Source organism: Catenuloplanes indicus (assembly GCF_030813715.1).
Classification (GTDB): Bacteria; Actinomycetota; Actinomycetes; order Mycobacteriales; family Micromonosporaceae; genus Catenuloplanes; species Catenuloplanes indicus.
Genome location: NZ_JAUSUZ010000001.1, coordinates 5,277,842 through 5,291,452 on the forward strand (window position 1 = coordinate 5,277,842; position 13,611 = coordinate 5,291,452).

The window sequence follows — 13,611 nt, forward strand, 5'->3', positions numbered from 1 at the left end:
CACTCCTTGGGCTTAGGAGGCGACAACTTCCGGGAACGGCGCGACCGCGCCGCCCGGGCTCGCAGTGCCATGCGGGCCCGGGCCCGTTGAGTCGCGTATGACCAACTGGGTCTGGAGCGTTACCTGTGCGGTGGTGCGGCGGTCGTCGACGGGAACGGTCCCGGTGGCGCCGCGTCCGACGCGACCCGGCCAGGAGCCGTCCTGTTGCAGGAGCATGTCGACGGCCGCCCGTCCGGCAGCCGCCGTGGGGTTGGCCACCGTCGTCAATTTGGGCCGGGTCAGCCGGCTGAGCGTGATGTCGTCGATGCCGACCACGCTCACCTCGGCCGGGACCGCGATGCCGAGCGAGTCGAGCCCCTCCATGAGGCCGATCGCCATCAGGTCGTTGTAGGCGAGCACCGCGGTCACCTCGGCGCGGCGGACCTGTTCCGCCATGGCCTGGCCGCCACGCTCGGTGGGCGGGTTCGGGCCGAGCACGGTCAGCTCGGCGCCGCCGGTGCGGGCCGCCGCGGTGGCGGCCCGGCGAATCTCCCGGCTGGTCCACGAACCGCGCGGGCCGGACAGCAGTGCCAGGTCGCGGTGGCCGAGCGAGACCAGGTGCTCGATCGCCAGCCGGGCGCCCTGGCCGACGTCCATCACCACCGACGGCAGGCCGGCCACCTGGCGGTTGACCACGACCAGCGGGACCTCGCGGGACAGCTGCTCGATCAGGCTGTTGCTCATCCGCGGGCTGCACAGCAGGATGCCGTCCACCTGCTTGGCGAGCGCGTGGACCAGCTCCTCCTCGACGGCGGGATCCTCGTTCGTGTCGGTGACGAAGATGTGGTAATCCCGCTGGCGGGCCTGGGTCTCGGCAGCCTTGATCAGCAGCGGGAAGAACGGGTTCGAGATGTCCGGCACGATCAGGCCCATGTTGTGCGTGCGGCCGGTGATCAGCGCCCGGGCCGCGCGGTTGGGGCGGTAACCCAGCGACTCCGCACACGCCAGCACGCGACTGCGCGTGTCCGGATTGACCAGGTGGGGTGCCGAGAAGGTGCGCGAGACGGTGGAGATGTGCACCCCCGAGGCCCGGGCAACGTCTCGGATCGTGGCTGGCACGTGAACCCCTTCGTGGTCATCGATGCTGTGGCCGTCGTCACGTGGATGGCCAATTAATGCAAACGGTTGTGCTCATGTCAATGGATGTTTGTTGCGGAACTATTGCGTAAGCGCTCGTGAAGCGATCATGCAATAGCAGAAATTCGGACAAAGTAGCCCTCTTTGTGTTCGGCCGTTGACGGACAGCTACCCCTCATGGTTTCTTCGCTGCAAACCTTTGCAGTTATGGAAAGCGATATAGCTGGCAGACCACCTCAGTATTAGGAGCCTCGTGTCCGACCTCCTCCTACCCGCCGAGCCCACGCAGCGCGGCATTGCCCGCGAGCTGTACGCGCTGGCGGCCGCGCAGCCGATCATCTCGCCGCACGGGCACGTGGACCCCGGCCTGATCGCGGACGACGCGCCGTTCCCGGACCCGGCCCGGCTGATCATCGTGCCCGACCACTACGTCACCCGGATGCTGCTCAGCCAGGGCATTCCACCGGCCGAGCTGGGCGTGCCCACCCGCGACGGCACACCGTCCGAGCCGGACGGCCGGACGATCTGGCGGCGGTTCGCCGAGCAGTGGCACCTGTTCCGGGGCACGCCGTCGCGGTTGTGGCTGGAGCGGACGTTCGAGACCGTGTTCGGCGTGACCGACCGGCTCAGCCCGGCGACCGCGGACACGATCTACGACCAGATCTCCGCGAAGCTGGCCACGCCCGAGTTCCGGCCGCGGGCGCTGTTCGAGCGGTTCGACATCGAGGTGCTGGCCACCACGGAGTCGCCGCTGGACGACCTGGCCCGGCACGCGCGGCTGGCCGACGACGGCTGGGGCGGTCCCGGCGGCCGGGTGATCACCACGTTCCGGCCGGACAACGTGGTGGACATGGAGTTCGAGGACTGGGCGGGCAACGTCGCGCGGCTCGGCGAGATCACCGGCGAGGACACCGGCACGTACCGTGGATATCTGAACGCGCTGCGCGCGCGCCGCCTCGACTTCATCGCGGCCGGTGCGACCAGCACCGACCACGGGCACCTGACCGCGCGGACGCTGGTGCTCTCCCCGGCCGAGGCGGAGGCGCTCTACACGCGCGGGCTGTCCGGCGCGGCCACGGCCGAGGACGCGGAGGCGTTCCGCGCGCACATGCTGGTCGAGATGGCCCGCATGTCCATCGAGGACGGCCTGGTGATGCAACTGCACCCGGGCGCGTTCCGGAACCACAACCGGTGGCTCTACGACCGGCACGGGCGCGACGTGGGCGGCGACGTTCCGCACGCGGTCGAGTTCGTGCACGGGCTGAAGCCGCTGCTGGACGCGCACGGCAACGACCCTCGGCTGCGGCTGGTGCTGTTCACGCTGGACGAGGACACGTTCACCCGGGAGCTGGCGCCGCTGGCCGGTGGCTATGCCGCGCTCTTCCTCGGCGCACCCTGGTGGTTTCTGGACTCGCCGGAGGTGATGCGCCGGTTCCGCGAGGCGGCCACCGAGACCGCGGGCTTCTACAACACGGCCGGGTTCGTCGACGACACCCGCGCGTTCTGCTCGATCCCGGTGCGGCACGACGTGGCCCGCCGGATCGACGCCGGTTTCCTGGCCCGGCTGGTCGCCGAGCACCGGCTGCCGCTCGACGAGGCGGCCGAGACGATCGTCGACCTCGCGTACCGGCTGCCCAAGAAGATCTTCAAGATCGGGGAGAAACTGTGACCACCATTCTCGCGGTCGAGGTGCACGACGTGCGGTTCCCGACGTCGGACTCGGCGGACGGTTCCGACGCGATCAACCGGGGCGACTACTCGGCGACCTACGTCGAGCTGCGCACGGACAGCCCCCACGTCGGGGCCGGCTTCACGTTCACCAACGGCCGGGGCAACGAGATCACGGTCGCGGCCGTGAAGGCGCTCTCCCGGCACGTCGACGGCAAGACGCTGGAGGAGATCTTCGCGGCGCCGGTGGCGTTCTGGCGGTCGCTCTCCGCGGACGCGCAGCTGCGCTGGCTCGGGCCGGAGAAGGGCGTCATCCACATGGCGACCGGCGCGCTGGTCAACGCGGTGTGGGACCTGCGGGCCAAGGTCGAGGGCAAGCCGCTGTGGCGCCTGCTGGCCGAGATGCCGACGGCGGAGCTGGTCGCGGCGATCGACTTCCACCACATCACGGACGCGATCACGCCGGACGAGGCGGCCGCGATCCTGGACAAGGGCCGCACCGGGCTGGACGAGCGGCTGGCGGAGATCTCCCGGGACGGCTTCCCCTCGTACACCACGTCGGTCGGCTGGCTCGGCTACCCGGACGAGAAGGTGCGCGCGCTGAGCCGGGCCGCGTTCGCCGAGGGCTGGCGGGCCGTGAAGATGAAGGTCGGCGGACCGATCGAGGACGACGTACGCCGGGCCCGGATCATCCGCGAGGAGGTCGGGCCGCAGACACGGCTGATGATGGACGCGAACCAGGTCTGGGACGTCGACGAGGCGATCGAGAACATGGCGCGGCTGGCCGAGTTCGACCCGTACTGGATCGAGGAGCCGACGCACGCGGACGACGTGCTCGGGCACGCCCGGATCCAGCGGGCGGTGGCGCCGATCCGCGTCGCCACCGGCGAGGTCGCGGCGAACCGGGTGATTTTCAAGCAGCTGCTCCAGGCCGAGGCGATCGGCGTGATGCAGATCGACGCCTGCCGGGTCGGCGGCGTCAACGAGGTGCTCGCCGAGATCGTGATGGCCGCGAAGTTCGGCGTGCCGATCTGCCCGCACGCCGGTGGCGTCGGCCTCTGCGAGTACGTGCAGCACCTGGCGATCTTCGACTACCTGCGGGTCAGCACGTCGCTGGACGGCCGGATGGTGGAGTACGTCGACCACCTGCACGAGCACTTCGTCGACCCGGTGCGCACCGTCTCCGGTAAGTACGTCCTGCCGGAGCAGCCCGGGTACAGCGCGCAGATGAAGCCGGAGTCGGTCGCGGACTACAGCTTCCCGGACGGCCCGATCTGGAGCGCCCGGCTCGCGGACGGGGTGGACGCGTGACCAGCGCGGTGAGCGTCAAGCGGCTGGGACTGGGCGCGATCGCCTCGCTGCCGATCGAGAGCCGGCCGCTGGTCCGGCCGGACGAGATCGGCAGCGGCATCGTGCACCTCGGGCTCGGCGCGTTCCACCGGGCGCACCAGGCGGTCTTCACCGAGGAGGCGATCTCCGCGGGCGGCGGCGACTGGGGCATCATCGGCGTGGCACCGCGCAGCACCGGCGTGTTCGACCGGATGCGGGCGCAGGACAACCTGTTCAGCGTGACCACGCTGGGCGCGCAGACCTCCCGTACCCGGGTGATCGGGTCGTTGTCCGAGGTGCGGCACGCGGCCAGTGACCCGGCCGTGATCGTGGCGCTGCTGGCCGACCCGCGGATCCGGGTGGTGACGCTGACCGTGACGGAGAAGGCGTACCAGCTGGATCCGGTCACCGGCGAGCTGCTGGCGGACGAGGCGGTGGCCGCGGACCTGACCACGGACCGCCCGCCGCAGACCGTGCCCGGCCTGCTGATCCGTGGGCTGCTCGCCCGCGCGGCCGCGGACGCCGGTCCGCTGACCCTGCTGAGCTGCGATAATCTGCCGTCGAACGGGCGCCGCACGCACGGGCTGATCGACGCCGGATTGGCGTTCGGCGGCTTCACCGGCGCACCGGCCGACTGGATCCACCGCCACGTGACGTTCCCGAACTCGATGGTGGACCGGATCGTGCCGGCCGCCACACCGGAGACGCTGGCCACCGCGGCACGCGCGCTCGGCGTGGAGGACCAGGCGGCGATCGCGGCCGAGCCGTACACCCAGTGGGTCATCGAGGACCGGTTCCCGGGCGGGCGGCCGGCCTGGGAGCAGGCCGGCGCGATCATGACGGACGACGCCGGCCAGTGGGAGCGGCTGAAGCTGCGCACGCTCAACGGCGTCCACTCCGCGCTCGCCTACCTCGGCGCGCTGGCCGGCCAGGAGACCGTCGCGGAGGCACTCGCGCTGCCGGGCATGGAGGGCACGCTGCGGAAACTCATCGCGGAGGACATCGCGGAGAGCTTCCGGCCGCCGGAGGGCGTCTCGATCGTCGGGTACGGCGACGACGTGCTGGCCCGCTTCGCCAACCCGGCGATCCTCTATCGCACGCATCAGGTCGCGATGGACGGCACGCAGAAGCTGCCGCAGCGGCTGCTGCACACGATCCTGGACCTGCGCGCCGCGAAGAGGGATGCGCGGTGGGCGACGCTGGCGGTGGCCGCGTGGATGCGGTTCGTGCAGGGTACGGCGGACGACGGGACGCCGCTGCCGCTGAACGACCCGCTGGCCGACCGGATCCGGACCGCGCTCGCGGACACGTCGTCGGAGCCGGCCGCGGTGGTGGACGCGCTGCTGCGCATCGACTCGGTGTTCCCGGCCGCGCTGGTCACGGACGACGAGGTGCGCGCGTCCATCACGTCCTGGCTCACCGACCTGACCCGGCACGGTGCCGCCGCCGCGGTCGAGGCGGCGGGAAGATGAGCCGGCCGTGAGACGCGTCGCGCTGATCGGGGCGAGCGGGCACGGGCTGACGCACCGCCGGAACCTCGCCCGGCTGGCCGCGGCCGGCCGGGTCGAGGTGGTCGCGTTCGCCGACCCGCGCCCGCCCGCACCGGCGGAGGATGCGCCGATCGACCCGGCCACCAGGATCTTCGCCGACCACGCGGAGATGCTGCGCGAGGTGCGGCCGGACGTGGTGGTGATCTGCACGCCGCCGCACACGCACCTGGCGATCGCCACCGACGCGCTGTCGGCCGGCGCGGACGTGCTGCTGGAGAAGCCGCCGGTGATGTCGCTGGCCGAGCACCGCGCGCTGGCCGCGGTGGCCGCGCGCACCGGCCGGGCGCTGCAGATCGGCTTCCAGGCGCTCGGCTCGGCCGCGCTGGCGGAACTGCGCGCCGCGATCGAGGACGGGCGACTCGGCGAGGTCACCGGCGTCGCCGCGGTCGCGTCCTGGCAGCGGCCGGACGCGTACTACGCGCGGACTCCGTGGGCCGGCCGCCGTACGGTGAACGGCCGCCCGTCGCTGGACGGCGCGATCGCGAACCCGCTGGCCCACGCGCTGATGCAAGCGCTGGCGCTGGCACCGGACCCGACGCCGGTCGCGCTGGAGCTGGAGCGGTACCGAACCCGGCCGATCGAGGTGGACGACACCGCGAGCCTGCGCGTGTCGTTCGCGGGCGGCCCGCCGGTGCTGATGGCCGTGACGCTCTGCGGTGAGGACTTCATCCCCGGCGAGATCGTCGTGCACGGCACGCGCGGCCGGGCCGTGCTCGAATACCCGACCGACCGGCTGCTGCTGCCCGGCGACGAGGCGCCGCGGCACGTACCCGGCCGCCGTGACCTGCTGGAGAACCTGGTAGACGACCCGGCGGGCCTGATCGTGCCGCTGGACCGGACCGCGCCGTTCACGGCCGTGCTGGAGGCCGTGCAGGCGGCACCTCCGCCACACGCGATCGACGCGGCGCTGGTCGACTCCGTGGGCCCGCCGCCGGACCGGGTGCACGTGATCCGGGGTGTGAACGCGGCCCTGCGCGCGGCGGCGGACCGCCCGGCGCTGCTCTCCGAGCTGGGGATCGGCTGGGCGCGCGGGCCGTGGCGCACCCCGATCGACGGGTTGCCGGCCCGCGATGTGCAAACGGGAGGCAAATCGGCCCGGTAATCAAACGGACAGAGTGGTCCACAATCCGGCGATTGCCCGCCGGGCAATAGGTCGTGCCGCTTTCATGTGCAACTAACCTGCATATTCGTTTTATTGACTCTCATCCACGTAAATATCTACGTTGAGCCCAGATGTTTCGCTTTCGTAAACGCATCTGTGTGGCGCTCTACGTGGAGAGATCAATGACGAAACCCGCCATCGCGGCGACGATCGCCGGATTGCTGCTGGTGACGCTGCCCTCGTCGGCGCAGGCGTCCGCACCGGACCTCGGGCGGCAGACGCTGCCCGCGAACGACGGCTGGGCCGCAGCCGGACCCGGCACCACCGGCGGCAGCGCAGCCGACGACGCGCACGTGTTCACGGTCCGCACCCGGGCCGAGCTGGTGGCCGCGATCGGCGGCCGGGCGAACACCACGCCGAAAATCATCTACGTCGAGGGGCGCATCGACGGCTTCGAGGCCGCGGACGGCACGCTGCTCGACTGCGCCGACCTGGCGGACCCGGCGTACTCGCTGGACGCCTACCTGGCCGCCTACAACCCGGCCACCTGGGGATACGTCGCGCCGGCCGGCGAGCTGGAGGCGGCCCGGGCCCGGTCGGTGACCCGGCAGACCGCGCAGACCCAGATCAACCTCAGCCCGAACACCACGATCGTCGGCCGGCCCGGCGCCACGCTGACCGGGCTGACGCTGATGGTCGACGGCGCCAGCAACACGATCATCCGCAACCTCGCGATCGAGGACGCGCGGGACTGCTTCCCGGCCTGGTCGCCGACCGACGGCGCAATCGGCAACTGGAACTCGAACTACGACCTGATCTCGGTACGGCGCAGCGAGAACGTGTGGGTCGACCACATCACGTTCTCCGACGGCGACAACCCCGACACGGACCAGCCGATCCACTTCGGGCGGCCGTACCAGGTGCACGACGGCGCGCTGGACATCACGCACACGGCGTCGTACGTGACGGCGTCCTGGAACGTGTTCACCAACCATGACAAGACCATGCTGATCGGGTCGTCGAACACGGTCGGCCCGGACGTCGGCCGGCTCAAGGTGACCATTCACCACAACCTGTTCGACGGCAGCATTCAGCGTCTGCCGCGGGTGCGGTTCGGTCAGGTCGACATCTACGACAACTACTACCGCAGCTCCGGCGAGACGTTCGACTACGCGTGGGGCGTCGGCGTGCAGTCCGCGATCTACGCGGAGAACAACTACTTCCGGCTGTACGACGACCTGCGGCCGGACGCGATCATTCACGACTGGGGCGGCACCGCGATCGCCGAGCGCGGCACGGTCGTCCGCACCGGCAACCGCGCCGAGGTCGCGATCAGTGCGCTCGACGCGTACAACGCCACCCACGACCCCGACCTGAGCGGCGACGCCGGCTGGACGCCCGTGCTGCGGGCCGGGCCGGTGCACGCCACCACGGATGTCCCGCGCGTCGTCGGCGCGTTCGCCGGCGCCGGGAGGTTGTGAAGCGCCCAGCTCGCCCGGCCGCCTCGCCACCGGCTCCACGGGAGCGGCCGGGCACGATACGAAAGGAACCCACCATGCGACGTGTCGCCCACACGATCGCCCTGGCCGCGGTCGCCACGGTCGCCCTGGTCTACGCGGCACCGGCCGCCGGCGCGGCTGCGCTGCTCACCGACACCTTCGAGGACGGCAACTCCAACGGCTGGTCCAAGTCGGGCGGGTCCTGGTCGGTCGTCTCCGACGGCTCGCTGGTCTACCGCCAGACCGGCACCGGCGCGGACGCCCGTACGTACACCGGTACCGCGTCCTGGACCGACTACTCGGTCCGGGCCCGGGTCAAGCCGACCGGATTCAACGGCGCCGGGCGTACCGCCGGTGTCACCGCCCGGGTGCAGAGCGGCAGCGCCTACTACGGGCTCGCGGTCTCCAACGCGGGTCGGGTCGAGCTGTTCGAGCGGTCCGGTGATGCGCCGGTCGTGCTGGCGTCCGCGTCCGCGTCGGTCAGCACCGGCACCTGGTACACGCTGACGCTCGAGGTCACCGGCAGCACGCTGCGCGGATACCTGAACGGCGTGCCGGTCGTCACGGCCACCGACGGCACGCTCACCGCCGGGCGGGCCGGGCTCGCCACCTCGTACGCGTCGGCCAGTTTCGATGATTTTGAGGTGTCGACCGGCCCGGTCGTGGAACCGACCGGCACGGTGACGCCCACGCTGCCGCCGACCGAGCCGCCGATCGACCCGGGTGCGCCGCCGATCGGGTTCGCCTCGGTGAACGCGCTCGGCCAGAACGGCACGACCGGCGGCGCCGGCGGGCCCACGGTCACGGTGGACACCGCGGCCGGGTTCCTCGCCGCGATCGCGACCGCCGGGCCGCTGAACATCCGGGTCAGCGGCGTGCTCACGCTGCCCGGCCCGATGCACGACGTGACCAGCGACAAGACCATCGTGGGCGTGGGCGCCGCGTCCGGGTTAACCGGTGGTGGCCTGAACATCGGCCTGCCGGTCTCCTCGGCGACCTCGCCGCCGGCGGACGCGGTGCACAATGTGATCATCCGGAACCTCACCTTCACCGGTACGCCGGACGACGCGATCAACGTGCAGATGTTCACGCACCACGTGTGGATCGACCACAACGACCTGTCCGACGGGTACGACGGGCTGATCGACATCAAGCGCGGCTCGTCCTACGTCACGGTCTCCTGGAACCACGTGCACGACCACACGAAGAACATGCTGCTCGGGCACGACGACAGCAACGGCGCGCAGGACACCGGGCACCTGAAGGTGACGTACCACCACAACTGGTTCGACCGGACTCCGCAGCGCAACCCGCGCGTCCGGTTCGGCGAGCCGGTGCACGTGTTCAACAACTACTTCGTCTACAACACCGACGTCGGCGTGGCCTGCCAGGCGAACGCGGGCTGTGTGGTCGAGGGCAACTACTTCGAGGACGTCGAGGAACCGGTCAGCAACAGCTACGCCGGTCCGGGCGGTCGCTGCGTGGCCCGCAACAACGTCTTCGCCGGCGAGTCCGGCGCACCGGACTGCAGCGGCACCGTGCAGGAGCCGAGCGCGTACTACGGCTACACCGTCGCGGACCCGGACGGGGTCAAGGCCGCCGTCATGTCCGGCGCCGGCCCCGGAAAGATCAATTTCTGATCCCACGGTACGGACCTGGCCGCGGGCGGCCGGCAGAACCGCCCACGGCCACCGGCTCCGGCGGTGGGCAGACACCCTGGGGCCGCAGACCTCAACATATCGACCAGCATCGAGGTGTTGATGGACTGCGGGTGAGGGCGGTGCCGCCACACCGCCGCCCTCACCCGCGCTGTCCCGCGGCGGGGAAGAATCGTGACGTCTCCGTGCCGGCGCCGCGCTGAACCTCTGAGGCGCTCCGGCCCGTTCTTCGCTCTTGCCGCCTCGGACCGCGCAGGGAGGAGCGCCGGCGACGACCGTTGCCCGCGGGAGCATGCGGGACTCGGCCCGCCGGAAGCGGGTAGAAAGTGCTCTGCGAACGCCGCAGGGGCGGCCCCTCCTTCCGGAGGAACCGCCCCTGGTGAGTGCGCCCGAGTGATCAGATGCGCTCGGTGGTCTTGGCGTTGAAGAGGTGGATCTTGTCGGCGCGCGGCTTGACGTAGACCGTCTCGCCCATGTTGGGCATGTGGCGGCGGTCGGTGCGGACGACGAAGCGCTCGGAGGTGCCGCCGATCTCGGCGTGGCCGTAGACGTTCGCGTCCGAGCCGAGGTCCTCGACCAGCTCGACGACGATCGGCAGGCCGCCCTCACTCGCGCTGACCAGGTCGGTGTCCTCCGGGCGGAAGCCGACGGTGACCTTGTCGCCGCCGGTGCGCGCGGACTCGATGTTCTCCCGGGTGATCGGGAGGACGATGCCGGCGAAGTCGGCGCCGCCGTCGACCAGCGACACGGTCTTGATGTTCATGGCCGGGGATCCCATGAAGCCGGCGACGAACACGTTCTTCGGGGTGTCGTAGAGCGCGCGGGGCGTGTCCACCTGCTGGAGGTTGCCGTCCAGCATGACCGCGACCCGGTGGCCCATGGTCATGGCCTCGACCTGGTCGTGCGTGACGTAGACCGTGGTGATGCCGAGCTTGGCCTGCAGGCTCGCGATCTGCGAACGGGTCTGGACGCGGAGCTTGGCGTCGAGGTTCGACAGCGGCTCGTCCATGAGGAACACCTGCGGCTCACGCACGATGGCGCGGCCCATGGCGACGCGCTGGCGCTGACCGCCGGAGAGCGCCTTCGGCTTGCGGGAGAGGTAGTCCTCCAGCTGGAGCAGGCCGGCGGCCTCCTTCACGCGGCGGTCGATCTCCGCCTTGGAGGTCTTGCGCAGCTTGAGCGCGAAGGCCATGTTCTCGTACACCGTCATGTGCGGGTAGAGCGCGTAGTTCTGGAAGACCATCGCGATGTCGCGTGCCTTCGGCGGGAGGTGCGTGACGTCGCGGCCGTCGATCAGGATCTGACCGCCGTCGACGTCCTCCAGGCCGGCGAGCATGCGCAGCGAGGTGGACTTTCCGCAACCCGACGGGCCGACGAGGACCAGGAACTCGCCGTCGGCGATGTCCAGCTGGAGCTCGTTGACCGCGGGGCGCTCGGTGCCCGGGTAGACGCGGGACGCCTTCGCGTAGGTGACCGTAGCCATGGTGTGGCTGCTTCCTTTCACCGGCAGGAACGTGCCGGACGATCCGAGTGAAGAGGAGCGAGCCGGTGCTTCCACCGACCCTCGGGGTGATCTCCGTCGTGCCTGACGGTGCGGCGAATGTCACCCGTGTGACGCCACCGTAAACGCGTTTGTGGGCCCTGCCAAGGCCTGGAGTGGTCTTCTCCAACGGCATAACCGGACAAATGGTACGGCGAGCGGGTAAAGGTCTGCGCGCGTGCGAGGAGTGGCTATGCTGGCGGGGCGTCACGCGCGCCTCCTTAGCTCAGATGGCCAGAGCACTCGCCTTGTAAGCGAGCGGTCGTCGGTTCGAATCCGACAGGGGGCTCATCTCTCCAAGGATTTTGCGAGGTGCGAAGTGGTTACGCTGCGCGCCTGTCAGCCGAACTGAGGGTGACATCGTTCCCCTCGACGGAAGGCCGGAACCATGACCGAGCCGCGGACCGACGACCTGAAATCCTCCCGCCGCCACCTCTTCGGGATCGCCAGCGGCGCGGCGCTGCTCGGCAGCCTCGGCGTCGCGTCCGCGGCGCGCGCGGCCCGCCCGCCCCGTCCCGCCCCGGAATCGCCCGCGCCGCAGGAGAGCTAGGCGGCCACCGGCCACACGTAGGGCAGGTCGGCCGGGATGTCGCCGAAGATCGGGCCGTAGTGGTCCGGGTCCTTCTGCAGCAGGGAGGAGCGGTGGCTGAGGTGGAACGCGTCGTCGCCGAGCCACGGCGGCACCGCGCAGACCCGCTCCAGCTGCGCCTGCGAACGGATCGTCACGTCGGCCGGCGACTCCCGCCGGCCGGCCGCGTAGTCCGCGATCAGCGTGACCGCGACCGTGTCCGCATGGCCGCGCTCCTGCCAGGCCACGCACACGTCCAGGCCGTACCGGACCAGTGCCTCCTCGAAGCCGCGCCACATCTTGACGGCCGGGTGGTTGCGCCAGCCGTACCCGGGCCGGGTCAGGCCGCGCAGCACCTGGAGCGTCTCCGCGCGTTGCTTGCCCAGGCGCTTGCCGTCGAGCACGCGGGCGCTCTCCAGAAAATTGGGATAAGGCAGGAATGTCTGCATCGCTGATCGGAGTACCCACTGGGTGAGCGCGCATTCCCGCGACCGGTAAGAATGGGCGCTTGCCGGAGAAGGTGGGGATGATGGTCACGCGCTGGTTGCCGGTCGCGGTGGCGCTGTCGCTCACGCTCGTGCTGGCGATCGCGCGCTCCGGCTGGTGGCAGGGCGTGCTGATCGTGGCGCTCGGCACCGCGGTCGCGTGGCTCGCGCCGCGTGCGGCCGAGGGCCGGCACGCCGCCCGCGAGTTCCGCCAGGTCACCACGGATCTGCGCCGGCAGCGGCTGGCCGCGGAGGAGGCCCGGGCGCGCGCCGAGGAACGCCGCGACGACGCGGAGCGAGCCCGTGCGCTGGCCGAGGCCGCGCGGGAACGCGCGGAGGCGGACCGCGCCGGGGCGGACGCGGCCCGCGAGGCGGCGGACGAGCGCGCGCTGATCGGCCCGGAGATGCACGACCTGGTCAGCAACGCGATCGGTGTGATGGTGGTGCTGGCCGAGGGCGGGCCGGCCGCGGTGGAGAGCCGGCCGCAGGCGGCGGAGCGCGCGTTCGACACGATCGCCGGGACCGGGCGGCGTACGCTCGCGGAACTCGGCGACATGCTCAGTGTGCTCCGGCGGGACATCGAGCCGGGGGAGCGCGCGGTGCCCGGCCTGGCCGACCTACCGGAACTCGTGCGGATCATGCGGGCCGCCGGGATGGCGCTGACCATGGTGGCGCCGGAGGGTGTCCGGCTCGGCCGGCGTGAAGGGCTGGCGGTCTACCGCGTGGTGCAGGAGGCGCTGACGAACGCGCTCAATCACGCGCCGGGGCAGCCGGTCGAGGTGCGGCTGGAGGTCGTGGACGCGCGGCTGGTGGCGACCGTGAGCAACCCGGTGCCGTCGCGGCGCGGCCCGGAACCGGCAGCCGGGCACGGAGTGCGCGGCATGCGGGAGCGCGCCGAGAGTGTGCGCGGTGAGCTGTCCGCGGCCGAGGACGACGGCCGGTGGCGGGTCCGGCTGGCGGTGCCGGTGGAGAAGGCGGCCAAGCCGGCCGCGGCCGGCAAGAACCGGCGGGGCGAGAAGAGCGGCAAGGGTACGGGACGAAAGCGTTAAGTCTTCTCGACAATCGGACATATACGGATAAAGGCTTATAGCCTGCC

At 71.1% G+C, this 13,611-nt stretch carries 11 protein-coding genes and 1 tRNA gene; 9 read left to right on the forward strand and 3 right to left on the reverse strand.

The annotated features are described in order from the left end of the window. Window positions 1-12: 12 nt before the first annotated feature. The gene (locus tag J2S42_RS23825; RefSeq protein ID WP_307242544.1) at window positions 13-1,098 is read right to left on the reverse strand and encodes a LacI family DNA-binding transcriptional regulator; all 1,086 of its coding nucleotides are present in this window, start codon (window positions 1,096-1,098) and stop codon (window positions 13-15) included. 271 nt (window positions 1,099-1,369) lie between these two features. Between J2S42_RS23825 and uxaC the strand changes: the two genes are divergently transcribed. From uxaC to J2S42_RS23855, 6 genes are all read left to right on the forward strand, one after another. Next, complete coding sequence (uxaC, locus tag J2S42_RS23830) at window positions 1,370-2,785, forward strand: glucuronate isomerase (RefSeq protein ID WP_307242546.1); 1,416 nt, start codon at window positions 1,370-1,372, stop codon at window positions 2,783-2,785. Then, a complete protein-coding gene (locus tag J2S42_RS23835; protein WP_307242548.1) occupies window positions 2,782-4,095 on the forward strand; it encodes an enolase C-terminal domain-like protein in 1,314 nt (437 codons plus the stop codon). The genes uxaC and J2S42_RS23835 overlap by 4 nt, the downstream gene beginning before the upstream one ends. Then, a complete protein-coding gene (locus tag J2S42_RS23840; protein ID WP_307242550.1) occupies window positions 4,092-5,585 on the forward strand; it encodes a mannitol dehydrogenase family protein in 1,494 nt (497 codons plus the stop codon). The genes J2S42_RS23835 and J2S42_RS23840 overlap by 4 nt, the downstream gene beginning before the upstream one ends. A 7-nt stretch (window positions 5,586-5,592) precedes the next feature. Further along, the gene (locus J2S42_RS23845; protein WP_307242552.1) at window positions 5,593-6,765 is read left to right on the forward strand and encodes a Gfo/Idh/MocA family protein; all 1,173 of its coding nucleotides are present in this window, start codon (window positions 5,593-5,595) and stop codon (window positions 6,763-6,765) included. A gap of 182 nt (window positions 6,766-6,947) precedes the next feature. Further along, the gene (locus J2S42_RS23850; RefSeq protein ID WP_307242554.1) at window positions 6,948-8,246 is read left to right on the forward strand and encodes a pectate lyase family protein; all 1,299 of its coding nucleotides are present in this window, start codon (window positions 6,948-6,950) and stop codon (window positions 8,244-8,246) included. Between the two features lie 74 nt (window positions 8,247-8,320). Beyond that, window positions 8,321-9,904, forward strand: a complete 1,584-nt coding sequence (locus tag J2S42_RS23855) for a pectate lyase family protein (RefSeq protein WP_307242555.1) — start codon at window positions 8,321-8,323, stop codon at window positions 9,902-9,904. Window positions 9,905-10,319: 415 nt separating this feature from the next. Here J2S42_RS23855 and J2S42_RS23860 read toward each other — a convergent pair whose 3' ends face one another. Then, the gene (locus tag J2S42_RS23860; protein WP_307242557.1) at window positions 10,320-11,405 is read right to left on the reverse strand and encodes an ABC transporter ATP-binding protein; all 1,086 of its coding nucleotides are present in this window, start codon (window positions 11,403-11,405) and stop codon (window positions 10,320-10,322) included. A gap of 272 nt (window positions 11,406-11,677) precedes the next feature. Here J2S42_RS23860 and J2S42_RS23865 point away from each other — a divergent pair. Together J2S42_RS23865 and J2S42_RS23870 are read left to right on the forward strand one after the other, a co-directional pair. Then, a tRNA-Thr gene (locus J2S42_RS23865) sits at window positions 11,678-11,751 on the forward strand. A 99-nt stretch (window positions 11,752-11,850) separates the two neighbouring features. Next, window positions 11,851-12,012, forward strand: coding sequence for a hypothetical protein (locus J2S42_RS23870; protein WP_307242558.1), 162 nt, complete (start codon window positions 11,851-11,853; stop codon window positions 12,010-12,012). Here J2S42_RS23870 and J2S42_RS23875 read toward each other — a convergent pair. Next, window positions 12,009-12,479: an MSMEG_6728 family protein gene (locus J2S42_RS23875; protein ID WP_307242560.1), complete on the reverse strand. Its 471-nt coding sequence runs from the start codon at window positions 12,477-12,479 to the stop codon at window positions 12,009-12,011. The genes J2S42_RS23870 and J2S42_RS23875 overlap by 4 nt on opposite strands. A 59-nt stretch (window positions 12,480-12,538) precedes the next feature. On the opposite strand from J2S42_RS23875, the gene J2S42_RS23880 reads away from it, so the two are divergent. Continuing rightward, window positions 12,539-13,564, forward strand: coding sequence for a sensor histidine kinase (locus tag J2S42_RS23880; protein WP_307242562.1), 1,026 nt, complete (start codon window positions 12,539-12,541; stop codon window positions 13,562-13,564). Window positions 13,565-13,611 lie beyond the last annotated feature (47 nt).

Bases quoted from the DNA above. Each gene is read 5' to 3' on its own strand.
- J2S42_RS23850 (WP_307242554.1), top strand. From the start codon at position 6,948: ATGACGAAACCCGCCATCGCGGCGACGATCGCCGGATTGCTGCTGGTG.
- J2S42_RS23855 (WP_307242555.1), top strand. From the start codon at position 8,321: ATGCGACGTGTCGCCCACACGATCGCCCTGGCCGCGGTCGCCACGGTC.
- J2S42_RS23860 (WP_307242557.1), bottom strand. From the start codon at position 11,405: ATGGCTACGGTCACCTACGCGAAGGCGTCCCGCGTCTACCCGGGCACC.
- J2S42_RS23870 (WP_307242558.1), top strand. From the start codon at position 11,851: ATGACCGAGCCGCGGACCGACGACCTGAAATCCTCCCGCCGCCACCTC.
- J2S42_RS23875 (WP_307242560.1), bottom strand. From the start codon at position 12,479: ATGCAGACATTCCTGCCTTATCCCAATTTTCTGGAGAGCGCCCGCGTG.